25 protein-coding genes are annotated in these 26,654 nt (G+C 33.8%); 6 read left to right on the top strand and 19 right to left on the bottom strand.

All coding sequences use genetic code 11. The annotated features are described in order from the left end of the window. Positions 1 to 23: 23 nt before the first annotated feature. From GWJ05_RS03845 to gntR, 4 genes are all read right to left on the bottom strand, one after another. Positions 24 to 962: a methyl-accepting chemotaxis protein gene (locus GWJ05_RS03845; RefSeq protein WP_036934430.1), complete on the bottom strand. Its 939-nt coding sequence runs from the start codon at positions 960 to 962 to the stop codon at positions 24 to 26. A gap of 147 nt (positions 963 to 1,109) precedes the next feature. Next, on the bottom strand, positions 1,110 to 2,447 hold the full coding sequence (gene gntU / locus GWJ05_RS03850) for a gluconate transporter (RefSeq protein ID WP_087803351.1): 1,338 nt from the start codon (positions 2,445 to 2,447) through the stop codon (positions 1,110 to 1,112). Continuing rightward, entirely contained in the window at positions 2,444 to 2,998 is a 555-nt protein-coding gene (gene gntK / locus GWJ05_RS03855) for a gluconokinase (RefSeq protein ID WP_036934433.1), read from the bottom strand. Before gntK ends, gntU begins: the two co-directional genes overlap by 4 nt. A gap of 333 nt (positions 2,999 to 3,331) precedes the next feature. Beyond that, entirely contained in the window at positions 3,332 to 4,327 is a 996-nt protein-coding gene (gene gntR / locus GWJ05_RS03860) for a gluconate operon transcriptional repressor GntR (RefSeq protein ID WP_036934434.1), read from the bottom strand. A gap of 231 nt (positions 4,328 to 4,558) precedes the next feature. Here gntR and GWJ05_RS03865 point away from each other — a divergent pair, with 231 nt between their 5' ends. From GWJ05_RS03865 to GWJ05_RS03890, 6 genes are all read left to right on the top strand, one after another. Next, positions 4,559 to 5,590 (top strand): ABC transporter substrate-binding protein, encoded by a 1,032-nt coding sequence (locus tag GWJ05_RS03865; protein ID WP_036934435.1) that lies wholly within the window; start codon positions 4,559 to 4,561, stop codon positions 5,588 to 5,590. After that, the gene (locus GWJ05_RS03870) at positions 5,587 to 6,585 is read left to right on the top strand and encodes a FecCD family ABC transporter permease (RefSeq protein WP_161681079.1); all 999 of its coding nucleotides are present in this window, start codon (positions 5,587 to 5,589) and stop codon (positions 6,583 to 6,585) included. Before GWJ05_RS03865 ends, GWJ05_RS03870 begins: the two co-directional genes overlap by 4 nt. Then, positions 6,582 to 7,376, top strand: a complete 795-nt coding sequence (locus tag GWJ05_RS03875) for an ABC transporter ATP-binding protein (RefSeq protein ID WP_036934437.1) — start codon at positions 6,582 to 6,584, stop codon at positions 7,374 to 7,376. Before GWJ05_RS03870 ends, GWJ05_RS03875 begins: the two co-directional genes overlap by 4 nt. Then, on the top strand, positions 7,363 to 8,187 hold the full coding sequence (locus GWJ05_RS03880) for a class I SAM-dependent methyltransferase (protein WP_036934438.1): 825 nt from the start codon (positions 7,363 to 7,365) through the stop codon (positions 8,185 to 8,187). Before GWJ05_RS03875 ends, GWJ05_RS03880 begins: the two co-directional genes overlap by 14 nt. Next, a complete protein-coding gene (gene modD, locus GWJ05_RS03885) occupies positions 8,184 to 9,032 on the top strand; it encodes a ModD protein (RefSeq protein ID WP_036934439.1) in 849 nt (282 codons plus the stop codon). Before GWJ05_RS03880 ends, modD begins: the two co-directional genes overlap by 4 nt. A 272-nt stretch (positions 9,033 to 9,304) precedes the next feature. Next, a complete protein-coding gene (locus tag GWJ05_RS03890) occupies positions 9,305 to 11,251 on the top strand; it encodes a TonB-dependent receptor plug domain-containing protein (RefSeq protein WP_161681099.1) in 1,947 nt (648 codons plus the stop codon). 103 nt (positions 11,252 to 11,354) lie between these two features. On the opposite strand, the gene GWJ05_RS03895 is transcribed toward GWJ05_RS03890, so the two are convergent. The 15 genes from GWJ05_RS03895 to GWJ05_RS03965 form a co-directional block, all read right to left on the bottom strand. Beyond that, positions 11,355 to 12,395, bottom strand: a complete 1,041-nt coding sequence (locus GWJ05_RS03895) for an IpaD/SipD/SspD family type III secretion system needle tip protein (protein WP_036934442.1) — start codon at positions 12,393 to 12,395, stop codon at positions 11,355 to 11,357. 134 nt (positions 12,396 to 12,529) lie between these two features. After that, the gene (locus GWJ05_RS18510; protein WP_232798981.1) at positions 12,530 to 13,744 is read right to left on the bottom strand and encodes an IpaD/SipD/SspD family type III secretion system needle tip protein; all 1,215 of its coding nucleotides are present in this window, start codon (positions 13,742 to 13,744) and stop codon (positions 12,530 to 12,532) included. A 3-nt stretch (positions 13,745 to 13,747) separates the two neighbouring features. Continuing rightward, positions 13,748 to 14,575, bottom strand: coding sequence for a hypothetical protein (locus GWJ05_RS03905; RefSeq protein WP_036934444.1), 828 nt, complete (start codon positions 14,573 to 14,575; stop codon positions 13,748 to 13,750). Between the two features lie 25 nt (positions 14,576 to 14,600). Beyond that, entirely contained in the window at positions 14,601 to 16,817 is a 2,217-nt protein-coding gene (sctE, locus tag GWJ05_RS03910; protein ID WP_036934445.1) for a type III secretion system translocon subunit SctE, read from the bottom strand. Then, complete coding sequence (gene sicA / locus GWJ05_RS03915) at positions 16,810 to 17,325, bottom strand: type III secretion system translocator chaperone SicA (RefSeq protein WP_036934446.1); 516 nt, start codon at positions 17,323 to 17,325, stop codon at positions 16,810 to 16,812. Before sicA ends, sctE begins: the two co-directional genes overlap by 8 nt. Before the next feature lie 140 nt (positions 17,326 to 17,465). Then, positions 17,466 to 18,530: an EscU/YscU/HrcU family type III secretion system export apparatus switch protein gene (locus GWJ05_RS03920; protein WP_036934451.1), complete on the bottom strand. Its 1,065-nt coding sequence runs from the start codon at positions 18,528 to 18,530 to the stop codon at positions 17,466 to 17,468. Continuing rightward, positions 18,523 to 19,296, bottom strand: coding sequence for a type III secretion system export apparatus subunit SctT (sctT, locus tag GWJ05_RS03925; RefSeq protein ID WP_036934453.1), 774 nt, complete (start codon positions 19,294 to 19,296; stop codon positions 18,523 to 18,525). Before sctT ends, GWJ05_RS03920 begins: the two co-directional genes overlap by 8 nt. A 5-nt stretch (positions 19,297 to 19,301) precedes the next feature. Next, on the bottom strand, positions 19,302 to 19,556 hold the full coding sequence (sctS, locus tag GWJ05_RS03930; RefSeq protein ID WP_036934456.1) for a type III secretion system export apparatus subunit SctS: 255 nt from the start codon (positions 19,554 to 19,556) through the stop codon (positions 19,302 to 19,304). After that, positions 19,556 to 20,215 (bottom strand): EscR/YscR/HrcR family type III secretion system export apparatus protein, encoded by a 660-nt coding sequence (locus GWJ05_RS03935; RefSeq protein WP_036934458.1) that lies wholly within the window; start codon positions 20,213 to 20,215, stop codon positions 19,556 to 19,558. Before GWJ05_RS03935 ends, sctS begins: the two co-directional genes overlap by 1 nt. A 4-nt stretch (positions 20,216 to 20,219) precedes the next feature. Then, positions 20,220 to 21,131 (bottom strand): FliM/FliN family flagellar motor switch protein, encoded by a 912-nt coding sequence (locus tag GWJ05_RS03940; protein WP_052038436.1) that lies wholly within the window; start codon positions 21,129 to 21,131, stop codon positions 20,220 to 20,222. Positions 21,132 to 21,133: 2 nt separating this feature from the next. After that, positions 21,134 to 22,387 (bottom strand): hypothetical protein, encoded by a 1,254-nt coding sequence (locus GWJ05_RS03945; protein ID WP_161681081.1) that lies wholly within the window; start codon positions 22,385 to 22,387, stop codon positions 21,134 to 21,136. After that, positions 22,365 to 22,829 (bottom strand): type III secretion protein, encoded by a 465-nt coding sequence (locus GWJ05_RS03950; RefSeq protein ID WP_161681082.1) that lies wholly within the window; start codon positions 22,827 to 22,829, stop codon positions 22,365 to 22,367. Before GWJ05_RS03950 ends, GWJ05_RS03945 begins: the two co-directional genes overlap by 23 nt. Continuing rightward, positions 22,813 to 24,114 carry a type III secretion system ATPase SctN gene (gene sctN / locus GWJ05_RS03955; protein ID WP_036934464.1) on the bottom strand — a complete coding sequence of 434 codons (1,302 nt, stop codon included), beginning with the start codon at positions 24,112 to 24,114 and terminating at the stop codon, positions 22,813 to 22,815. The genes GWJ05_RS03950 and sctN overlap by 17 nt, the downstream gene beginning before the upstream one ends. Positions 24,115 to 24,117: 3 nt before the next feature. Further along, positions 24,118 to 24,531 (bottom strand): type III secretion protein, encoded by a 414-nt coding sequence (locus GWJ05_RS03960; protein ID WP_036934467.1) that lies wholly within the window; start codon positions 24,529 to 24,531, stop codon positions 24,118 to 24,120. An 8-nt stretch (positions 24,532 to 24,539) separates the two neighbouring features. Beyond that, positions 24,540 to 26,645: an EscV/YscV/HrcV family type III secretion system export apparatus protein gene (locus GWJ05_RS03965; RefSeq protein ID WP_036934469.1), complete on the bottom strand. Its 2,106-nt coding sequence runs from the start codon at positions 26,643 to 26,645 to the stop codon at positions 24,540 to 24,542. Positions 26,646 to 26,654: the final 9 nt, after the last annotated feature.

Raw genomic sequence — 26,654 nt, forward strand, 5'->3', positions numbered from 1 at the left:
CGCTCCTTTTAGTTTTAAAGCCATTAATTTACAAATGAATCTAACAAGGCATCCACATATTTGATAACATCAACGCTGGCTTGTTCCATTTGTTCAATATATTTTGTGACGATCTCTTCATCACCTTCAAGATTAGCTTTTAATGCTAAACGCCCACATTCATGCACTAATTTATGTGGTGCTTCTAAACGACGAAAAGCGTCTTTTCCTGCAAACTTTCTACCCTCACCTTGATAATACCATTTACCTAAACGACATTCGGTATGCTGATTAACACAAAGCTCATCATCATTATTTAATAAATGAATATAAATAGCTTCTTTCCATAAAACATGATCTAGCTTGACGGTATTAAAAAATTGTTGCATCGACATAAAGGTAAAAAGATGTTTAAGCTCACTGGCTTGTGCTGATAATGACGCTAAATTCTGATGCCCTTCTACAACCAATTTTTTAACTTGTTGTACCTGCTCTTGGTTTTTTTCTGTCGTTTCTTTAACGGGAATAAAACGCGTCCCCAAATTATTATTAATCGTTGCGATAGAAGAGGCTTGTTGTTGAATCTCTAATGATAATTTTTTCATCTCTTGAGCTAATACAGAGAATCCCGCACCTTCACGCCCAATATGCCCCGCTTCAATTGCGGAATTAATCGATAAAAGATTCGCCTGACTTGAAAGCCTATCGATATTGCTAGCACTATCTTTAATTTTTCTTAACCAACCTGAAAATTTGTCTATCTCTTCTCTGCTATGCGTAAAATGTGCATCAACCTCATTTAAAAATTGAGCCAATGACTGAGAGTTATCTAACATCTCATTAAAGAGATGCTCCATTTCATCAAGCAAATTGAGTTTATCTTGCAACTTATTACTGGATACTAAAATAGAATCTCGAATGAGGGTAATAGTGTGGATATTGCAATCCGTGTGTTTGATAAAAAGTGAATTATAGTCAACCATGATATGACAGCCTTCGTTTGCCCACTGAATAAAGAAGCCTATAGGTTAATGGGAAACTAAGTATTTTCTGTCATATTTGATAGTCATTTATTGCAATGAAAAAGCGCGTCAAAGAACGCGCTAATAATTTAAAAAAAAGATAAAAAATCAAAGAAAAGCGAAGAAAATCATACCAATAACAGCACCTGTTGTACCAAGAATAGTTTCCATTAATGACCATGTTTTTAAGGTTTGTGCTTCTGTTGCACCCGTAAACTTACCAAATAACCAGAAACCTGAGTCATTAACGTGGCTAAGAATAATAGAGCCCCCCGCGATACATACTGATAGTGCGGCCATTTGAGCTCCACTGTAGCCCAACTCATTAACCACTGGTAAAACTAAACCAACGGCAGTTAAACAAGCAACTGTTGCTGAACCTTGAATAACACGTACTGCACCAGCAAGAATAAAACATGCCACTGCAATTGGCATACCTGCACCAATTAAAGCATTTCCTAATGCTGGACCAACTCCCGAATCGACTAACACTTGTTTAAAGACACCACCCGCCCCCGTGACTAATAAAATAATCCCCGCAGGCTGAATGGCAGCCGAACAAATTTCCATCACTTTTTCTTTGCTCATACCACGACGAATGGCAAGACCATAAATAGCCACTAAACAAGCCACAAGAATAGCGATAAATGGATGACCAACAAATTCAAGAATATTGTATAGTTCAGAGCCTTTCTCGACAAAACGCGCACCAATGGTTTTGCAACCCACTAATACTAAAGGCAATAGCACAAGCGCAAGGCTAAAACCAAAAGAAGGCATTTTATTTTGGCCTAAACTGGGCTCAGTTAAATCTTTTGGTAATTCTAACGTAACGTAGCGACTAATAAAGTTACCAAAGATAGGGCCCGCTAATAACATTCCAGGAATAGCCGCACACAGACCAATTAAGATCATCCAACCAAAATCCGCATTCATTTGGTCAGCTAACAGCATGGGTGTCGGCCCTGGTAATAAGAAGGCGGCAGCACCTGCAACACCCGCAAACAGAGGGATAGCCATTTTTACCACATTGCCACCAGTACGGCGAGCAACTGCGAATACAACACCAATTAATAGAACAACCGCAACATCAAAGAACAGAGGTAATGCACAAATTAAGCCTGCAATACCTAATGCATAGTTAGCTCGTTTCTCACCAAAGTATTTTAATAATCGGACTGCAATTTGATCTAACGCCCCAGTTTCGTGTAGTACTTTACCGAACATCGCTCCCAATGCGACCACGATAGAAAGGAAGCCTAATGTTCCCCCCATTCCGTTTTGCATGGTTTGTGTGATTTTTTCAAGTGGCATTCCTGAGAAAATACCTGCACCAATCGCAACAATCATCAACGCAATAAATGCGTGCAAACGCGCATACATAACGAAAAAGAGTAATAATAGAACCGAGCCAACCGCAGTTAGCACAAGCGTTAATGTACTCATACTGTTTCCCCTTCAAGAGCCCCATGCGTCACTGAATTTATTTTATTAATTACACTTTCAATAACATCATCAAGTGGCATTGAAATATCGATTTCATACACATCGTTTTCAGCTTTGGTTGGTTCTTCTAAAGTTTCAAATTGAGTGATTAGCATTTGAGGTTTAAAGAAGTGACCTTTACGTGCTTTTAAGCGACTTTCAATCAGTTCATAATCGCCTTTTAAATATAAAAAGTGCAGACATTGATTGCCACTTCGTAACATATCGCGATACTGTTTTTTCAATGCAGAACAAACGATTAGCGAAACATCATTAGTTCTTTGCATTGCGAATGCGGCATCATTTAACGCTTGTAGCCAAGGTTTACGATCTTCATCATTTAAAGCGTGACCTGATGCCATTTTCGTAATATTTGAGCGAGGATGGAGAAAATCACCGTCCAAAAATGCGGCGCCTGTACGTTGTGCCACACCATTTGCGACCGCAGATTTACCGCTACCTGATACCCCCATTAAGATAAAAACATGGTGTAGGGATTGGGTATCGTTCATAGAATGCTCCTTTAAGACAGATATTAAGTCTTTTTTGTAATGTTACCCGTAACTGTTACGGGTAACATATCCGAAGTAACAAGGTAAATACAACAATGAAGATCAACAAAGAAGTGAAAATGTGAAGCGACTCTCAAATGAAAGTAAGATAATCTACAAACTGACAACAAAATATCTGACCTAACTACGCCCTTTCTCACTTTTAATTCACTGTCAAAGTAAGAGTGATAACCTTAAAAGGTAGAAGATATACAATAAAAAAACCCTACTGTTATTGACATAACAATAGGGTTCGAAAAAATTAAACTTTAATATTATCAATTAGTTAGCTTGTTATATGCTTTCACCTTTAATTATACGAAAACCAACATCAATAACTTGCCCTCGAGCAATTTTACCTTTCATGCGTTTAAGCAATAAATCTGCAGCTTGTTGCCCCATTTCATCACGGGGGGTCAAGATACTCGCCAATCGAGGCGTCATCACCTGCCCTACGTCATGCCCATGGAAGCCTGAAATAGCAATATCATTGGGTACTGAAATACCTAAACGCTGGCACTCAAAAATAGCACCAATAGCAATATCATCATTAGTACAATAAAGTCCGTCTAAGTCAGGGTATTGTTTGCGTGCAGCATGTAATAACTCTGCCCCTAGCGAATATGACGAACTTTTCGGTGTCATTACACTGCCCGTAGGTAAACCCGCATTTTGCATGGCTTTCTCATAACCGTTTAAACGCATTAGGGTTCGTTCATCCTGTCTTGCACCAAGATAAATAACACGTTTACAGCCACGCTTGATCATTTCACTGACCATCTGTTGTGAAGCCTCAACGTTATCTAATCCCACCGCCGAATCAAAACAAGGCGAAACACTATCCATGATTTCCACGACCGGAATACCGGCTGTTTCTAGCATTTTCATTGTTTTTGGCGTATGCGTTCTTTCTGCAAGAATAAGCCCATCAATATTATAAGAGAGCAATGAAAGCAGACGTTCTTCTTCTTTTTCCGCACGATATCCATAGTGCGCTAACATGGTTTGATAACCGAATTTATCTGTTACCGATTCAATACCACGAATAACTTCGGCAAAAACTTGGTTAGTTAAAGAAGGTAGCAATACCCCAATCGCATGACTGGTAGAATTAGATAAAATATCAGGAGCGCGATTAGGAATATAATTAAGACTATCTAATTCGCGCGCAATTTTTTCTCGTAAAGCTTCAGAGACTTGTTCTGGGTTACGCAAAAAACGACTAACCGTCATTTTGGTGACACCAACACGTGAAGCTACATCCTGTAATGAGGGGCGTTTTTTCTTCATTTTATACCGCAACTATCCAAAAACATTCGTATTAATACGCGCTTTATTTTTCCAAGAACGCTGATTATAGCCCTAGGTTACACACTATTTCGAATAAAGTTTTTCAGATGTGTGCTTAGATTTGATTTTGACTGACTATCCCTTGACTTAAGCCAAAGGAAATATAGTATTCTTCGCTGTATAATAAATGAAATAACGATACCAATATAAAACAATAAACAGTGTGAACTTATGGCAATCCATAGACGGCAATTTCTAACTTACCTCACCACCATTGCGACATTATCTGCACTTCCACATTCGGTAAGAGCCGCAATAACCTCACGTATTGCAGCACAGTTTGGTCATATTCCAGCATCAACTGCGATCCATCGCGTGATCAGCGCAGGTCCTCCTACTGACCAATTGTTGCTCGCACTAGCTCCTGAAAAATTATTGGGTTTTTCCTCTCTTAATTTAGAAAAAAGCTCTTTATTTTCAGATGAACTACGCAAATTACCTCGTTTAGGGCGCTTATCAGGGCGAGGAAGTACCCTCTCTTTAGAAGCCTTACTAACGTTAGAACCCGATATCATTATTGATAGTGGAAATGTAGATGAAACCTATCGCTCATTAGCAAAACGCGTTTCTGATCAAACAGGTGTGCCTTATGTGTTAATTGATGGCACATTAAAAGATAGTCCAGCCCAATTGCGTCAAACTGGCGCTTTATTAGGCGTTGCTGAAAGCGCAGAAACATTAGCACTCATTGCAGAGCAATATCTTAGTGATGCAGCCTTATTTGCTTGTGAACAACACACCCACCCACGTTTTTATCTCGCTCGGGGTGCTAAAGGGTTACAAACAGGTGCAAAACACTCTATTCATACTGAGGCCATTGAAGCATTAGGCTTTGAAAATGTGGTTGATATTCCTGATTTTACCGGGTTAACAGATGTTTCACCAGAACAACTGTTGATATGGGATCCTGACTTGATCATCACACAAGATGAAAATGCCTATCAGCAAATTATGCAAGGCTCTGTATGGAAAAGCATTCAAGCTGTTAAAAATAACAATGTGTTACTGTTTAAAGGCTTACCATTTGGCTGGTTAGATGGTCCCCCGGGTATTAACCGTTTAATGGGGATGCGTCGATTACAAAGCCATTTTGACACACGAATAAAAGAGCAAGCCGTTCACGATCTACAAAATTACTTTGCTCATTTTTACCATACACAATTAAGTGCAGAACAAGGTCAGCAATTGCTGGGGTATTTATGAATCAATCTGCACGTATTACGCTTCTCATTACGTTATTTTGCGTTGTCGCGTTAATTGCGATCACAAGTGGTAAGTATTCACTTACTACTAATGAGCTGTGGACTCTAGTCAGTAATAAATTAACGGGGAATATAGAATATAACCGCACTGAAACCGTCTTCTGGCAAATAAGATTTCCTAGAGTGCTAGCGGCAATTTTAATAGGTGGAGGATTAGCGATTGCTGGTGCTGCTTATCAAGGCATGTTCCGTAATCCATTAGTCTCTCCTGATATTCTTGGGGTTTCATCCGGGGCTGGGGTGGGTGCGGTATTAGGTATTTTTCTTGGGCAATCCATGTTGTCGATTCAACTTTTCGCCTTTGCGGGAGGTTTAGCAACGGTTGCTTTAGTCTACTTTATTGCGAGACTTGCTAAACAACATGATCCCGTGCTTTCGCTTGTGTTAGTTGGCATTGCTATCAGTGCACTATGTGGCTCAGCAATTTCATTAATGAAAATTCTCGCCGATCCTTATACTCAACTGCCTTCAATTACCTTTTGGCTCTTAGGTGGGCTTTCAGCTATCACCGCCTCTGATCTAATTTCTGTTGCGCCGCTTATGTTAGTGGGTTTTATCCCTCTAATTTTATTACGCTGGCGTATGAATATCCTCAGTTTATCTGATGAAGAAGCCAGAGCATTAGGTTTAAATGTCGAAGTAACCCGACTTATTTTTATTTTGTCAGCGACATTAATCACTGCAAGTGCTGTCTCTATTGCAGGAATTATTGGCTGGCTAGGCTTAATTGTCCCTCATATTGTCAGATTGTTAGTGAGTGCTAACTTCAATCATCAACTCCCTATTTCCTTACTTGTCGGTGCTATTATGCTGTTAATCACTGACACATTAGCCCGTACTATTGCCAACCTTGAACTTCCGTTAGGTATTTTAACCTCTGCCATTGGTGCACCATTCTTTTTAATGTTGTTACTTAGAACAAGGAAAGGCTCATGATCATTGCACAGACAAACCAACTCGCGATTGGCTACAAAGGCAAAACCTTAATTAAAGATCTCTCCTTTCATATCAAACAAGGGCAAATCATCTGCTTATTAGGTGCCAATGGTTGTGGTAAAACGACACTGATGCGAACTTTATTAGGACTCATACCTTGTATTGATGGTGAGATTAATATTGCGGGTAAAATACTAAGTAAGTGGTCACCAACAGAACTTGCTAAAGTTATGGCGTATGTTCCTCAAGTAACTCACCTTCCTTTTTCTTTCAATGTAATCGATATGGTTGTGATGGGGCGAGGCGCGCATCTCTCTTTTTTCTCTACGCCAAGTTCGCAAGATAAAACCATGGCAATGGAAACCTTAGAAATGCTCTCACTTTCTCATCTTGCCGACCGAACTTTTGATACTCTTAGTGGTGGTGAGAAACAGATGGTATTAATTGCACGCGCATTAGTACAGCAACCCAAATTACTGATTATGGATGAGCCCGCGGCAAGCCTTGACTTTGGTAACCAAATAAAACTACTTACCCAAGTTAAGGCATTAAAAGCATTAGGGATCAGTATTTTTATGTCCACACATCACCCTCAACATGCTGCTTCTTTGGCAGATGATGTCATTTTACTAACACCTCATGTGCCTGTTTTGCAAGATAGACCTGACATTTTGCTGACAGCCAACAATTTAGCGCACCTTTATGGTGTACAACCAACAGATATTCAGGCGCATTTTCACGCCTACTCTGATAATAAAGATGACCATAGGCAAGCATATGAACACAATTGAAACCACGGATTTTGCTGAACTTTATAAAAACCACATGGTACAGGCAGAAAGAACCAAAAAAGAGCCTGAACATTGGGATAAACGTGCCGAAAAGATGGCAGAGAGCTGTGCCAACCCTAACGATCCCTATCTAATAAAATTTCGTGCAATGATGGATTTTAGCGGTGCTGAAACGCTATTAGATGTAGGTTGTGGCCCAGGCTCTATCAGCATTCATGTGGCAGATAAATTTAAGAAAATAATTGGTATTGATTACAGTACTGGTATGTTAACGGTCGCTAGACGTAGAGCTAAACAAGCAGGTATCAACCATGCAGAATTTATCACTTGCTCATGGGAAGATAGCTGGGATGAGCTTCCTCGTTGTGATATCGCAGTGGCTTCACGATCAACATTAGTGATGGATTTACAAGCTGCACTCTTAAAACTAAACCGCCAAGCTAATTTACGTGTTTATACCACTCACACTGTTTCGCCAACCTTTGTTGATCAACGCATTATTCGCTTACTGGGTCGAGAGGTTCCTACGCTTCCAACATACATTTATGCTGTGAATATGCTAAATCAAATGGGCATTCATCCTAAAGTAGACTATATCCGTAGCCGTAATTGCCAAAGCAATTTCAATAACCTTGAACAATTTATTGAGGGTATTAATTTTTCAGTAGGGCCTTTAAGTGAAGATGAAATTACACGCCTAACTAATTACTATCACGAAAGTATTGAAAAAAGCGTTTCACTGATTTCACCGACCCGTGATTGGGCGATGGTCTCTTGGGATGTGGTGCCAGAAAGTGAGTTAACTCTATGATTTATTATCCTGATACCTTTCTTGATAATTTGTTAATGGAAGATATCCAATATGGCGATCTCACCAGCCGAGCGCTAAATATCAGCAATCGATTAGGCACAATGACCTTTACACGCCGTAAAGCTGGTTGTGTCAGTGGGATCATGCTGGGTTGTCGCTTATTAGAAAAATTAGGATTAGTCGTAAAAGCGCATCAACAAGATGGCGATTTTACCGATGCGGGTGATTGCTTGATCACCGCTGAAGGTCGTGCTGATGCACTGCACCAAGGTTGGAAGGTGGTACAAAACGTCCTTGAGTGGAGCTGTGGTGTGAGTGATTATATAGCGAGAATGCTGGAAATTTACCACCGCTATCAGCCTCATGGACAAATTGCATGTACACGTAAAAATATTCCTAATACCAAATTGCTGGCAACACAAGCGGTACTGGCGGGCGGTGGTGTTATTCATCGCCAAGGTTGTTCTGAAACTATCTTACTCTTTGCTAATCATCGTCGTTTTCTATCAGAGCCTGACAATTGGACACAACACGTTAAGCAGTTACGCCAAGCAGCACCTGAAAAATGTATTGTTGTAGAAGCTGATGACATTGAACAAGCTAGAGAAGCGTTAAAAGCACAGCCTGATATCTTACAGCTCGATAAATTCTCTATTAAAGATATCACACAGCTACAACAAGAAGCGCCTCTCATTGCGCCTCATTGCCGTCTTTCAGTGGCTGGTGGCATTAACCTCAATACTATCGAAGAATACGCACAAACCGGCATTACATTAATGATAACGTCGTCGCCTTATTATGCACCACCAACGGATATTAAAGTTCGTCTTTACCCCAAAGATTAAAATAAAAATAATGGCTTAGAGATAAGTCAGTATTTACCTTTTTAATCAACAAGAAACAAAAACAGCACAATAATAATGAGGTCAATAACAAGGAAATGGTTGTCGTGGCATAGAGAAATCTCTTTGCTGATCTTCATTAAGTTAAGCCTGTCGCTTTGTTTTATAACAAGCTCGAGTACTTACCAACGTGTAAGTGCTCTTTTTATTCATTTATTTTTACGAATATCGTTATATAAATAATTATATATAGATTATAAACTGGGATTGGAATGATGAAATTAAAACCTCTATGCTACTGTTTATCTCTTGCTCTATTACCAAATACTGTATTTGCTGACACGACTTATGGACAATCGACACCTGATCTATTAACGGTTTGGAGTAGCCCTATCGCGGCAAATCCTGACGTGTTAACGCAAGAACAAATGCTTGAACAAAATAAAGTGAATGCCGCGAAAGCCATTGCAACATTGCCTGGTGTTGTTATGCAAAAATCAGGCAACCGTAATGAATACACGATTAAAGTACGTGGTTTTGATAGTCGCCAAGTCCCTGTATTTTTTGATGGTATTCCCACTTATGTTCCTTACGATGGTAACTTAGATTTAGCGCGTTTTACCACTAACGATCTGGCAAGCATTGAAGTCAACAAAGGCTATACCTCATTACTGCAAGGCCCTAACTTAATGGGGGGGGCAATTAATATAACGACTGCAACACCGAAAAAACCATTAGAAGGCAGTATTGCTTATTCTCAAGGTTTTGCTCGTGGCGCTGATTATGCACACAATATGAATGTACGCTTAGGTGCTCGTAATGATTTAGGCTTTATTCAAATCAGTGGTAGCCAATTAAAACAACGTTTTACACCAATTCCTGGTGCTGATGAAAATAATGTGGCAGCGGGAACTCATGGACGTCGTGATAATTCAACAACAGATGATAAACGTGGCATGATCAAAGTGGGTTGGACACCACGCGCTTCTGATGAATATACTCTGACTTATGTAAAACAAGACGGCGAAAAAAATAGCCCACCATCAACATTGGGTAAAGGTAAATTTAAATATTGGGCATGGCCAGATTACAATAAAGAAAGCTATTACTATAGCGGGATCACTCAAATTACGGATGGTATGAAATTACAAAGCCGTGCGTATCATGATAAGTTTGAGAATACCCTTTATATGTACCCTAAAAAAGGCGATGCACCTGATTACAGTCACTATGACGACTACAACACAGGTGCCGCATTACAATTAGGCATCGATACTCGTGAAAATGATCTACTCTCTTTCGCCGCGCACTGGAAAGATGACGTTCACCGCTCTCAAAAAGAGAAACATGGTGATTGGATGCGTTATAAAGACAGAACCTGGTCTTTAGCCACAGAATATCAATGGGTTGTCACTAACGATCTTGATTTAGTAGGTGCAATTAGCTACGACTGGCGCGATAGCCTTGAGACTGACAAAGGCGCTGATGATAACAAACAAACGGCCTTTAATTGGGAAATGATGGCAAAATATTCATTAACCAATAATGATACCGTACGTTTTTCTGTGTCTGATCGTAGCCGTTTCCCTACACAAAAAGAACGTTACACAAGTGAAAAACCCAAAGATGGCTCTAAAGGGATCATCAATCCAGATTTAGATCCTGAACGCGCATTATCTTTCGACTTAACCTATGAAGGACACATTACGGATAAATGGGGTTACCAATCCAGCATTTACTATAACCGTGTTAGTGATGCTATTATGGCACACACCGTTTATCGTGGTGGCAACGCATTCTTCCAAAATCAAAATAGTGGACGTGTTGATTATATTGGGCTTGATTTAGGTACTAAAGGCAATGTGACAGATTGGTTAGAGCTAGGCTTAAATTACAGCTATATTCACAGTGATCCAAAACAAGTGGCACATGTTGAAGGTTTACCAAAACATAAAGCCTACATATGGATGACATTTATTCCTGTTGAGCAAGTTCGTTTTACCATTATGGAAGAAGCCCAAAGCTGGACTTATAACCGTATTGATGAAAATGACAAACTAGCAGGCTATGCAAAGACTGATCTGCGTTTAGATTATGACTTTGGTGGTGGTGTTTCTGCTAATGCTTCTGTTAATAACCTTTTTGATAAATCTTATGAATATACTCAAGGTTATATGGAAGATGGTCGTAATTACTGGTTAGGTGTAGAATATAAATTCTAATCTAGATCATTCTTTTTAAATCTAAGAGCTGATATTTATTAGGTATCAGCTCTTTTTATCCTTAAAATAACCATATTATCCGTAATATATACTCTATATAAAATTAAAAATGAAGAAAACCTTTTGCCATTTCTAATAATGTATTCATAGTACTACTTACAATTTTCACAAAATTATCATAGTTACTATTCGCCGCACTGTATTTTTTGGAAAGTTCATCCAGATTAGTATTAATCCCTTTCTCAAAGGAATCTAATGTTTTTTTCAATAAATCAAACTCTGTTTGTAACATATCGTTTCCCCCTACTGGTATATTATTTAAATAATCCATTAATTTATCCAATCCCGATAAATCTAAACTGACATCAAATAAAAAAGATATATCAGGTCTAACAGTCGCTGAGTTATCATTTTTTTTTGATTTAATACCCTTTATTTGATTAAGTAACTTTTCTAATGCCATAGCCGAATTATCCACCTCATGATTATTGGGATAATATATTTTCTCATTATTAATCACTCTATAATATCGCCCATCATTTTCTTTATAGAAATACATCCATAAACTAAAAAATTTAGACGAATCAATTTTCATTTTTAATATTGCTAATTTATTAACTAAATCATCAAGATTGACATTGATATATCCATCTTTACTTCCAGCCTTAGTTGACTTACCTAATTCAGATAATATCTCTCTTAACTCTCTAACATACTCCATATATTTAGAGAAAATATCTTTTAAAACATCAAGATAATCATTTTTACCTGCAATAATAGATTGCTTAACATTATCAAACAGATCATTTAATGAATCAGTGGGATTTTGAACAGAAAGATTATTTTGTATTGTTTGAAAAGTACTTCTAGTATTAATTAATGCCCTATCTTTATTAATATTGTTTATATTATATTGTTCAGATAGAAAATATACTTTTTCCGTCTCTGTTACTCCTTTTAACTTTCGATAACTATCTGGATTTTCGAGATAAATATTATTATATTCATTTTTTATATCAGATAATAAAAATTCCATATCATTTAAAGAATTATTATTATTTAAATGAATCATATTATCTTCGTTATGATTTTTATTCTTTATATTGTGTAACTGATGAGACATAGGGAAAATAGCTGTAGCCATAACATTAACCTCTTATATTATTTCAATAGAAAAAATATCTTATATGCCAGCTAAATATTATTTTTTAACTTCTTATATAAGAATGATGTTAATTGACAGCATTGCTTTACTATTTTATCTAAAGTCTAATATTATTATTGACGTAAAAAACCTTTTGCCATTTCTAATAATGTATTCATTGTACTGCTCACTATTTTCACAAAATTATCATAATTACTATTTGCTGTACTAAATTTTTTAGAAAGCTCATCAAGATTAGAATTTATTTTCTTTTCTAATACGTCAAGTGATTTTTTAAATAAATCAAACTCAGTTTGTAAAATATTTTTATATTTTGAATCTTTCTTTCTATTTTCATTATCTTCTCTTATTTTAATCATTTCCTTACCGATATCAAAACCTGGTTTGACAACACCAAATAAGGAAGTATTTTCTGAAATAAGTTTTTTTCTTTTTTTCTCTATTTCTGATTCTGATAATATACCTTCTATAGAAATAGTGGTATCTATATTATTAATAAATTTATTAATATCATCAAAATCGACACTCCCAAAAAACTTAAAATTAATATCTTTATTCTTTTCAGATAAGCATTCTTCTTTTTTTATTTTAATGCCTTTTATGTCCTTTAGTAATCTTTCTATAGTATGTACTGCTTTATCAACCTGATTTTTATTTTTATAATGTATTTTTTGGTTATCAACATGACGAAAAAAGCCATGATCATTTTTACATTCAAATAGTATCTGAATATGAAAAAAGGCATCATTACCTAATTTTTCCTGATGTTTTATCTTAATTTTCTCTAATTCTTTTTTAAAATCACTATAATTGACTGCAATATGCCCATCTTTTTTCCCTGCTTTTGTATACTGAGATAAAGACGTGATTGTCGTTCTTAATTCTCTAACATAATCCATATAATTAGAAAAAATGACTTTTAAAATATCTAAATAATCATTTTTACCCGCAACGATAGATTGTTTTACTTCCTGAAAGAAATCACTTAAAGAATCAGTCGGATAACCACTCGTTGAAAGTGCATTTTGTATCTCTAGAGATAACTTTTTTTCAGAAGATAAACACTGCTGATAGTCAATACTATTTTTTGCATAGTGTTCAGAAAGAGAAATATAAATTTCTCTTTCTGTTTTCCCATCTAACTGATGACAATAGACCCAATTATCCAGATCAAAATCGTTATGCTCTCGTTTGATATGTTTTACTAAACTTTCCATATCATCAAAAAGTTGTTTCTTTTTTAAGATAGATACTCCCTCTTGAGGAGAAGAATGTGGTGTCAAATGATTTGCTATATTATGCATCCCTGAATGAATAGCATTAGACATATATTATCCTTTTACATTAGAACCAATAGTAGATGCCGCATCCTGCTGTGCATGAATAATCGCTTCAATGGCCTGCAATAGTGCTTTTATAATTTCAGTCACTTCTCGTTGCATATCATTATTATTATTAATGACATGATTATTGACACTTCCTCTAGCTTCTAAAACTTTCTGCTCCCCATCCAGTCTAATTCCATCAGCTTGTAGATTTTGATCTGCAACTCGCGCTAAAGGATCTGCCGTAGAGCTAATTAGATTACCCGTTATCATAGTTGGATTAGAGTGTCCGACCAGATTTTGCCCCATCCCTTTAATAGAAACAAACGCCCCCATGCCATGTATTGCCATTGAAATACCTGCACTCGTAATGGCAGCCCCTATCATAATATTGGCTTTTTTATTTAAATTATCTTTAATTTGATTGGCCATATTTAATTCAACATTCATCAGCATAACCCCCATTTCTCGGGATGCCTCAAATTTTTTAATCATTGACTCTAAATATTTAACAATCAAATTAATTAATTTCATCATGTCGTCAGATAAAAAATTAAATGAACCTAAATTTTCTGTTTTAATATTATCATAAATATCATTATCGTTATCGACATCCAATTCTTTTAAAATAGACTTTATATCTGGCTTTTTAATTCTTGGCTCACTTAAAATAGGCTTTCCTCCATCTATAACTTTATTTATCATTTTTTTTATTTTAGGTTCAATTATTTTATATAACATATCCTTATCAATTGTTTTCTCATCTTTTTTAAGATCATCAGGTTTTATATTATATTGGCTAATTACATGGTCATTACTTATTTTTATAGTCATATTAAAGTCTCACAAAGGATTATTGTTAAATAGATATACTTTTTATCATATCTGATTTTGCTTTATTACTAATCGATGAGCTTGTACTCATATTTTTTAAAATTTCAGTTATCGTATCAACATTCTCATGATAACTTTCCATTATCTTATCCATTAATTTTTGGATAAGGTTTAATATAGCTTCCAGTTTTTTACTGTCAGCCATAGATTGCAAAATCTTAGCTGAAATAACACTACTATAAATATTTACGGCATTAGTTGCAGTTGAGTTTACTAATTTAGAAGCGACCACACTTCTATTCAACATCACACTTGCTTTTTTTGAAATATCTTTAGCAAGTAATTTATTAATTTTCTCCATTGCTTCTTCAAAAACTTGCACAATGATTTCTTTAATCATTTTGCCCATCATTGCTTCAAGAGCATCATGTAATACACGTTTTAATGTATCTCTTATTTGTTGATTGACAATTTTATTTGCAACGTTAGTTAGACCTTTTACTGCAGGCCCAATTATAAAACTCAATGCAATCGCACCAACAAATAGAATGGCCGTAATTAAAATTTTAAGGGCCATTTTTAATTTATCTTGCATTGCATTTTTCATTTCTTCAATAATCTTCTTATCGATACCTAATCCTTTTAATCCATCAAGTGTGCTATTAATCACATCTGTGAGAAAACCGACTATTTTATCGATAGCCGTCATAATAGCATCAGAGATAGGTTGCATAATTTCATCCATAAACGATTTATCATGTATCGCTTGATAGACTTCATCAGCCACAGTTAATGCAATATCGGCAACAAATAAGGTAACCGCTACAGCCATTAGTGCCATTGATGCACCTGCGGTAAAAATAGATGCAATCCCCGCAACTAAGGCTAATAACCCACCTAATATTTTTAAGCCAATACCAGCCCAAAACTGAATTTCTTCTTGTTTTTTTATTTGAGCTTTTTGTTCCTCAATTTTTTCTTTAAGTGATTTTTCTGTCACTTCTCGCATTTCATCAAATAATTTCTGTTCACTTTCAGAGCGTTGTAACATTACTTTTAATGTAAGTTCTCGAGTTTTAGCCAATAAAAATGTTAATAACGCCATTCCAGATAATGAGTCAGACATGATTTCAAGCTCTAATGAACTTTGAGAAATCGTCAATGTTCTATATGTTTCTTTTATCTGTTCTAATTGTTTTTTTATTGACTCATTTTCTTTTTTATTTATTAATGCCTTTAACTCATCTTTATGTGATGTAATTTTCTCTTCATTTACAGAGACACAAGGCATATATTTAAATACATTATCAAAGAAACTTGATAGTTTTTCATATAAGCTATCTATTTCATCCAAAGATAATTTAGAAATATCATCAGGCAAAGTTAAAAATGGAAATGTTTTTTCAAGTAACTTTTCCATATCACCTTTAGATTTAATCTTTCCTGAAAGTAACTCATTGATTAATGAGCTAGGAATAGTATTGTTTTTTAAGAAGCTTATAACTTCACCTGCTGTTTGGAATTTATTGGATTTTATTTGATTATAAACTTCCATCCAATAATCAACATAAGCCTCTTTATTATTTTTTATTTCATCTAATACAGGTTTAATTTGATCTTTTAATCCATCAATACCTTTAGATAATTTATTTAGCTTATCTATATAATAATCAAGTTTATCTGGCTCTTTAATATTTTCTAATACATTTTGATGAATAACATTCTGATAAGATAATTGTAAAAATAAAAAATCATAATCTTTATTTGATTTCTTATTTTTCGGTAAGGTAGGATTTGAAGTTACTGATGATAATTTTTTTTCTTGAGATATATTCGTTTTATCAGTGTCTGTTGGATCATAAAGATGCTTTTCATTAGCAAGAATATTTGATTTTTTATCTTCATTATGAGTGTTACTTAATATCATTTCTCCTAATTCGAATTTATTATTATCGATAAAATTACGGTTCTTTTTTGTATTTTGTTGAGAAAAAGCATTTATCTTATACTGTGCATCATCTTTAATATTAATTCTTTGGCTATTCTTTTTTTGTTCTAGAGGTACACGAAGGGAAGGAGCCGTAAAATTATTTTCTTTCTCTTTAAGTTGTGATGCTACAATCTGCTCACTTGCAGAATTAATCCTTTGTGCTTGCTGTACTGTATCTTGAGTAACCTTATCTACCTCTTTAGAAACTAAAGGTGTGGATAGTGTTGTGCTTTCATTATTAACCTTAATCATACTGTGCTTCCTTCTCTGTATTTAAAACAACAAGAGGAATATCTTTTAATGACTCTAAATAAACATCAGCTCTCTCTTTCATTGATTGATCTTTAATATTTTTTGAAACTTGATCAAAACAATATTTTGCTTTCTCTTTATCTCCTAATGATAAATTACATTGGCCAGCATAAAATACAGGGCGATAATCATTTTTTGCATTTAAATAAGCTAAGGCATAAAGATCAATGGCTACTTGATACTGTTTTTTCAATTGTTTAACAGCAGCGAGTCCCATAATATAATCAACATTATAAAAATCATAAAGACATAAAAATTTGAAAATAGCTTCTGCTTCATCCAGTTTTCCTTTCTGGTAAAAGTCATACGCAAATGAATAAATCCCTTCCATAAATCCTTCTGGGATAGCGCCTTCATCCTTAAGTGATGCCCCATTTTGAACAATAGAAACAATATAGTTTGCTAATTGATCAAGCTCTTTTTCTGACATTTTTTCATATACTGACATGATGTTAATCCTTTCATCTATGATGAATAATTAATAATGAAATTCTAAGTGAATAATTAATTAATTACTTTAATAAAACACACGCCTATATTTACAAATATAAATACATTATTTTTATAATTAAAATAAATTAGGTGAATTTATTGATTATTTATATAATCCATTTCTTCTCTCAATAAACCTTCAATCTCTATTCTCTTAAGCCAGATAAGAATATCCATAACATCCAATAAATCTTGATCTATCATAACTTCGAACAAATGATATTTATGATAAATTTTTCTCGCCAATTTAGGATAGCGAATAACAGGAGTTCCAACTTTTTTAGCATAAGCTTTCACAGCGAGTGCTTTATCATTAATACATCTCAGTGATACTAACGGCATAATCCCATTATCAGGATCAAAATAAATACCAACAGCCACATGAGTTGGATTCACAATGACAGCAGATGAATCGCGGATCACCTTTTTCATTGGCTCATCAAGTAATTCTTGATGAAGTTGTCGACGTGTTGATTTTATTTCAGGATCACCCTCCATATTCTTATTTTCTTGTTTAACTTCATGTTTTTCCATCATCATATCTTTCATAAAGAGGAAGAAATCAGCAATAATATTTAAAATAAGAATAGGTATTGAAAGAATAAAAAATATAAATATAAAACTAATAACCAGAGAACACCATTTATCAATAACAACATTTAAACTAGAACGATATAATATAAATATTTCTTCACCGTGTAAAATAATAAAAACATAACAAGTAACTAAAAATATAATTATAAATAATAATGTCTTTAAAAGATCTTTAATTGTTCTTATGCTAAATATTTTTTTAAAGCCAGAGATTGGATTAATATGGTTAAGGTCAATTTTAATTGCTTCAGTAGCAAGTTTAAATCGAGAGCTAAATAAAGATGGAATTGCACCAGATAAAAAGGTGACTAAAAGTATTGGTAAAACAATATCAAAGAATAATGTTGATATAACATCGATATAACTTTTTAAAGTAATATTTGTTGGATGAAGTAAAATAGATTGATAAAAAAGACTAAATTCATCTAAATCGACTTGATGAAATAAATACATAACACCAATAAGATAAACAAGCCCTGATGTTAATTCTTTACTCTTAAAGCTTTGTCCTTTTTTCGCTGAATCATCGAGCTTCTTCTTCGTCGGTTTTTCTGTTTTTTCAGCCATGATAAATACTCATAAAAATCGAATAAAAGTATCTATTATTAAAAAACGAATAAAGTTCTGAGGTCATCGCAGAGGCGAAGAAAAGGAGTAATGACATAAATGCAATAATCCCTTTTATACACAATGACAGAGAAAATGCATTTAATTGGGGACAAAAAAGTGAATAAACGCCTAACGCAACTTCACTTAAAAACATAATAATCAAAACGGGAGAAACTAAAACAATCGCAGTGCGGATCATTGAATTAAGCCAATGACCAACAAATGAGTAACCAATTTCTTTATTAAAATAACCGATAGGAAATACATCATAGCTATCTTTTATCGTCGTCATTAGTTGGGTCAAACCACCTGTTGATAAAAAATAAGCCACACAAAATAACCCAGTTAATGACGCGAATTCCGAAGACTCAATCCCGGTGGTTGGGTTAATTGTATCACCAATACTAGCCCCTCGTTGATTATCAACAAATTCACCAAAAGCGGAAGCAATCCAAAAAGGAGTTGCAAAAATTAATCCAATAAAAATACCAACAACTAATTCACTTAAAAGTACGACTTCCCATTCATCTCTTATTTCATCAATAATAATGATACTTGGTCTTATTCCCATGGCAATATAAAATATAATGATATATTTTAATAGTTGGCTATTCAGTACTCGACTATTTAAAAAAGGAACAAAAAGAAAAATAGGGAATAATCTTGCAACAAGTAGAAAAAGATCAACTAAATAAACTTGTATATACCCTAAAAGTATTAACATTGTATTTATCCCGCTAATCCTAGCGTCATCATCTCTTTTGCATACACTAATATTTTATCTCCCATCCATCCCATCGTAACGAGTAAACAGACAAAAACCCCAACAAGCTTTACGCCAAAAGGTAATGTTTGTTCTTGTACTTGGGTAATGGTTTGTAAAAGCCCAATTGCCAATCCGATAAATGTTGCTATGGCAATAGGTGCTGCAGAAAGCAATATCACTAAATAAACGGCTTTATTTGCCGCATAAACCATATCCATTACCTTACCGCCATAAGATCAAGATATTGATTAATTAATCCTTTAGCTAATAGAGTCCAACCATCCATAGCAATAAATAGAATTAATTTTAAAGGTACTGATAATGTAATTGGGCTCATCATCATCATTCCTAAAGCTAATAAAATACAAGAGACAACTAAATCAATAACAATAAAAGGCAAATAAAGATAGAAACCAATAATAAAAGCCGATTTTATTTCACTTAATGCGTATGCAGGGAGCAGCGCTAACAAAGAGTTCTCTATATTTTCTTTATCACCAGAACTATCAGGTCGATTACCTTGTGCTTGTTCAAAAAAATCTAACAGCTCTGGTTCAGAATATTTGTATAAATATCGTTTATATTCTCCTAATGCATCATCAGAAAATCGTTCAAATGAATCAGGAGAAGTTACATCAATTGGGTTTTCAATAAGATATTGATAAGTATTTTTTGCTATTGGTGTCATCACGAATAAAGCCATCATTAATGCGATAGCATTAAGTACCATATTTGAAGGAACTTGCTGAACGCCTAAAGCATTACGAGTCATCACCAGCACAATAGAAAATTTTAAATAGCACGTTCCTGCTGCAATAATGAATGGCGCTAATGTTGCTAATGCTAATGTTAAAATCAGTGTTGTTGAACTTTCCATATATTTAATCTTGCTGTAAATAAGAGCGTTGAATTTCTACAGCGAATCGCTCATCTATTTTTATTAATTCGCCTTGAGCTATAGCAACACCATTAGCAATTAATGTAATATGCCGAGAAGTATTATCCGGTAAGATAATTTTTTGTCCCGGAGCCAATTCTTCAATTTCCTCAATTGGCAGTATCTTACTTGAGAGTAAAAAAGAAACCGTAACGGGAATTGCTTTAATCGACCTCAACTCGATATTTTCTTGTAATGCTATACCTGTATTTTTTGTTGGCTCTTCTTTCTTTATTTCATCAGTAAGTAATTTTTCATCTAAAACCACGGCATTTTCTCCTTCTTGCCACTGATAGCACATCCATTTCTTTTCCCCAATAACGAGTGAGAAATCTATACTATCAATCAGTACTATATCGCCCAAAGAGAGCGTTTTTAACAATGAAAATGACATTTCACTATTGCCAAGTTGAAATTGAGCAATAGCAGTAATTTTATTTTTTGAGGATAATGTCCAGTCATAATATTTCTCAAAAGAACAAATAAATATGTCACCAATATCAGTATTAATAACTGGATAATCAGTTCTTTCTTGTTCGCCTAAACAGATATTATCTGCCGTTAATGACATCGGCTCTTTCGAAAAAGGAAACAATATTTGTGAACACTTCTGTGAAAAAAGAGCATGGAGGTAATAGTCAGGAACAACCTCCCAGTCTATTTTTTTTTCAGGATAAATTTTATCCATAATCTCGTTAACCGCGACAAGCCCGGTAAATGAACCTAATGTATTTTTACCTTTTATCTTAAAATAATGAGCCGAAGAGATCGGATAATACGATTGATATAAAGAAGATAAAATTTCCATTGAATAGCTATCTTTATTATCATTAAAATTATGTTTAGATCCTAACATTATTATTTTTCATCTTTATTATCAGTAGAAGGATCTACCTCATTAATACGCCAATGATGATTATCATTTTCTAATGAAAGAGATAGTCGTCCTTGATATTGATTAAAATTCTCTAAAGAAGATTGATAAACTCGTCCAGTAGAAGCAATCAGTTGTATCTTTCTATCTGTATCAAAATTTATTTTCATTTGATGCAGTTCATTACCCCATTTTTTAAAAACATAAGTTATGCTAGGTGGCTGAGATATCATTGATACTTTTTTATGAAGAAGACTAAAAACAGGTATATCAAGTAACTTTTTATTAAATAGTGCTCCTGATATCATTTGTTGATATTCAGGCTTTATGCTATTAAATATCGATACATCATTGACATTTTCTTTTATTTTTTCTTTATGTAAATCACCTATATTTAAATTTTCACTCTCAAATTCGAAAGAAAGCTCTTTTTTATCTACACTTCTATTCTCTAAAAATCGTCCTTTAGTAAGGGAATAATTGTTTTCAATCACAAGACTATCTGAAATTAACTTACCTTCCTCAGATTTCAATGGCAGTTTGATTTTATCAATACCCTCTTTTTGTTCATTGATAGCAGGTTTATTTTCTTTATGATTTTTATTACTTTTGATTAGTTTATTAAGATAGTGTTTTTTTTCTAATTTTCCTGGTTTTTTATTATCGTATTCATGTTTAGTTAAAAGACTCAACTTGTTGTTAATTAATTGATTTTCTTTTTTAACCTCTGAATGAGTAATAACGTTTTCCTTATTAGATTCTAAATTACTAGTGAAACTTAAATTACTTTTAGTTTGTGAAGCATTAACAAGATTATTTTTATGACTAACATTACCAGCTAATATTTTTTGCTCTAATTTATTTTTTTTAAAATGAGAACAAACTTGTGAATATATTTTTTTTTGCGTTAACAGTAATCCTTCTATATTTAAACCGTCATTACCTTCATCTTTTTCATCTTTTTCATCTTTATCTTTTAATTTATCTATTGCTTTATCCGATTTTATTTTATTTTTTAAATCAATAAACTCTTTATGTTCAAGATTATAAAATTCATTTAATTTTTGTTTTATTTTACAGTCTTCTTCAGAAGAAGAGATACCCTTTTCAAGAGGTAAACGTGCTCCACGATCAGATAATGATGATAATTCTTTAGAAAAAACAGCCTTATTATCGCTATTTTGCTCACTGATTAAAAATTTATTTAACTTAAGACTATCTATCTTTATCGACATCATACAACACCATCTCCTGTATTTCATTTTGTTCTAATCTTTCAATATATAACTCTTTCTCTAATGCTTTTCCTTCAAGATAACGCTTTATTTTATTTTGTTTTTTGATTACAACTTCTCTTTCTTTTTTTAAAATCAAACTGCCTTTTTTTAGTTTTTCTAATTCATGCTCTATTTCTTTAATTTGAGTCATAGAAATATTTAGTGAAGATAAAACAATGGCCTGTTTACGCTTTTGTTGATTTAAAGAATGAGAGGAATAAACCCCTATTTTTTCATAAGCGGGGATCTCTTTTTCTAACGCTGCTGCTAATAATGCTTTTTCTTCTTTTTTATTTTCTGCTTCTTTTATCAATTTTTGATATTTTTGTTGTTCCTTTTCTATTCTTTGCTGACGCTTAACAATAGCGTTGATCAATACTTGTTGATTACGGGGTAAGCGCATAAAGTTGTTTCAATGTTTGTTGAAATACTGCTTTTTCTTTAAAGGATTGCACAAGAAAAGCCTCTATTGCGGATTGTTTATTGATCGCTACATCATTTAATTCATTCTCACCTATACGGTATTCACCTAGCTCTTGTAACAATTTAATATCTTGCAAACGCATTAAGATTTGCCTTATTTCTAATGCGGCTTTTTGTTGTTCAATGCTAGTAATCTGCTGAAAAATACGACTCACACTGCCTAAAATATCAATAGCAGGATAATGGCCTGAAGCAGCTATTTTTCGTGAGAGATAAATATGCCCATCTAAAATAGAACGAATTTCTTCTCCTATTGCATCTGGCTCATCATCACTTTCAAGTAAAACGGTATAAAATGCGGTAATTGACCCCTTATAAGTCACTCCAGGCCTTTCCAAAATTGCGGGTAATTTATCAAAGACAGAAGCAGGATAGCCTTTGCGAACAGGCAGTTCGCCGGCAGTAAGAGCAACATCCCTTAGAGCGCGACAATAACGAGTCATAGAATCGATAAATAACACAACATTTTTACCTTGTTCTCTGAAATATTCAGCAACCGTAGTGGCAACCAATGCTGCATTACAGCGTTCTATTGCAGGTTGATCGGAGGTTGAACAAATTAATACTGTTTTTTCGCATCGTTTATCTTTTCTTAATTCCTCGACAAATTCTGTAACTTCACGTCCCCTTTCACCTATGAGCCCAATAACAAAAATATCGGCCTGAGAAAACCGGATAAACATATTCATCAACATTGTCTTACCCGTTCCAGCACTGGCAAAAATCCCCATTCTTTGCCCTAATCCACAACTCAATAATCCATCAACAGCGCGAACACCTGACTCAAATATTTCAGTAATAGGACGCCGTTCATTAAATAAAGGAGGATGACCATCAATAGGTAAATATGAATAGAAATTTTCGTCTATCTCTTGCTTATTACTAAAACGTAATAAAGAATTGCCTTTGATATCAATCATGCTCCCTAACACATTAGGACTTAAAGCGACAGAAAAAGCATTACCTGTTGGTACTACAATTATTTGTAATGAATAACCTTGTGAACTCCCCATCATGCTTAAAATCGTAATACCATTACGAAAACCAATCACGATCGCTTCACCAATAATTTGGCCATCAATAACAGAATCTTTTAATAAACAAATCTCTCCAATAAATACACCACGCAACATCACCTCAAGAATATTCCCCTGAATTCGCCTAGGATGAGCTGCGTGATGAAATATTGAAAATGAGTTATTCATTATTTAATTAATAAATTGTTGATGGATGTTATTCATTATTTGGAAATATTCATCAATTGCTTTTGCCATTGATTCACCATTTTGTAGAGCTATTGGCATAAATGAAGCTCGCAATTCTAAATCAGTCTCAATTTTAACTAAAGCAGGCTGGCCTGGATAAAAACTTTCAGCTGGATTATTGATACTATTTAATAATAATTGAGAACCACATTGTGATAATAAATTTTCGTTATATTCTCCAAGTACAGACCAAATCATAGGAACTTCATCAACAACTAATAAATTAATATCAGGCATATCACCTAAACTAATTGTTATCGTTGAATGATTATCAATAGACTTCCCTCCTGAAAATAGATCATTTCGTCCGATTACATTCATCGCATCCATGATTAAACTTGCTAGATCAAAAGACATAATATCTCCTAAATAGATTGTAAAACATTAATTTCAATATCTGATGTAATTTCATCATAAGATAAAACAGATAGTTGAGGATATTGATTTTCTATTAATTTTTTAACAAAACGCCTTATATCTATTGCTGTTAAAAAGACAAATTGTTGAACATACTTAATCTCATCAATAGCTGTAGATATATTTTCTATTATCATATCAAGCTCAGCGGGTTCTAAATTTAAAAATGTCCCTGAAGAACTTTGTCTTATTCCGCCACGGATTATTTCTTCTATATTATTAGATAATATAATCACATTAATTTTTCCATCATCAGAAAAAAAGTGACTAATATAACGTGATAATAAAGCTCTAATATGCTCTGTTAAAAGTACAGGGTCTTTTTCTTTACTCCCCCATTGTACTAATCCACCTATGATTGTTTTTATATTTCTAATCGGTATTTTTTCTTGTATTAGACGTTGTAAAACATCATTGATCCGTTGAATAGAAACTTGCCGATAACACTCTTTTAAAAGTTCTGGTGAATTTTCTTCTATTTTATCTAGAATGTTTTTTGTTTCTTGTATTCCAAGAAACTCGACTATATTAAGTGTAATTAAATTAGAAAACTTTCTATAAAAATAAGATTCTGATAACTCTAACTTATAACCTAACAGAGATAACTTTTCTTTATCACTTTTATTAACCCAATAATTTACAATATCATTATCTTGTGTTTCTACCATTTTAAAATCTAGAGAAAAAAACTCATCATTAGGATTCTCAACATGTAAAAATGGAAAAGGACAATCAAACTCATCAGCCTTCACTTCATTTATTAAAATAATAAATTTATTATCATCAATTTTATCTGAATAATGTAAAACAATATCTGGAAGTAATACACCATATTGTAAGATAAATTCTTTTTTTAGCCATTTTTCAAAAACTAACTTTGAAAGATATGCCTTTTTATTCAAAGAGGTGGTAATAATCAAAGGTAATGTTTCTGCTTGAGATAATGTAATATCCTCTTTTAATAAACTGTTTTCAGTCTCAGAGTCATTTTTATTTGAAAACAGATTGGAAATAATCCCTTTTTTGCCTTCAGACTCTAACTCATCATTTTTACTCTTATCTTCTTCAGTTTCTAACGTGGTTTCTTTTTTCTTATTTTTCCACCTCTTTTTAAAGAAATATCCACCTAATATTACCGATAAGATAAGAAATACAGGCGTTGGAAACCCAGGTAGAAAACCAATAACAAAAGCGAGAACTGCCGTTACTAATAGAGCAAAATCTTGGGCTAGTAATTCATTCATAATACTAAAACCCAAATTATTATTTTCACCACCAACTCGAGTTACAATAAATCCCGCGCTAATAGAAATAAGTAATGCTGGAATTTGAGCAACAAGTCCATCACCAATAGTTAAAAGTGTATAAGTGTGTAATGCCTGTGATATTGAGAGATCCATTTGTGCCATACCAACAGAAATCCCACCAATTAAGTTAACAAAAATAATCACAATACCAGCAATCGCATCACCTTTAATAAATTTCATTGCACCATCAAAGGAGCCATATAATTGACTTTCTTGTCCTAATTCTTTTCTTCTGATTTTCACTTCTTCATTGTTAATAATGCCGGATTTTAAATCTGCATCAATACTCATTTGCTTTCCTGGCATTCCATCCAGAGAAAAGCGAGCTGCAACTTCTGCAACCCGTTCAGAACCTTTAGTAATAACTAAAAACTGTACTATCGTAACAATAGAAAAAACAACAAAACCAACAACTAAGTTTTCACCGATAACAAATTCACCAAATGAAGTAATGATTTCACCCGCATCAGCATCTAATAATATTAATCGACTCGTACTAATAGAAAGGGCAAGTCGAAAAAGTGTCGTAATCAGTAATAATGCAGGGAATGTCATAAAGTTCAATATTCGAGTTATGTAAAATGAACTCATAAAAATAAGTAAAGAAATAGTAATATTGAGCCCAATAAGAAAATCCACAATATAAGTCGGCAACGGTATAATTAACATCATAATAACCAAAATCATAACCGATAACACGATTAATTCTGGTCTGTTTTTTATTGCCAAAAGAAATCTATAAATCATAAAAATTAT

It is taken from the genome of Proteus sp. G2626, assembly GCF_009915985.1.
In the GTDB taxonomy this organism is placed as follows: domain Bacteria; phylum Pseudomonadota; class Gammaproteobacteria; order Enterobacterales; family Enterobacteriaceae; genus Proteus; species Proteus vulgaris.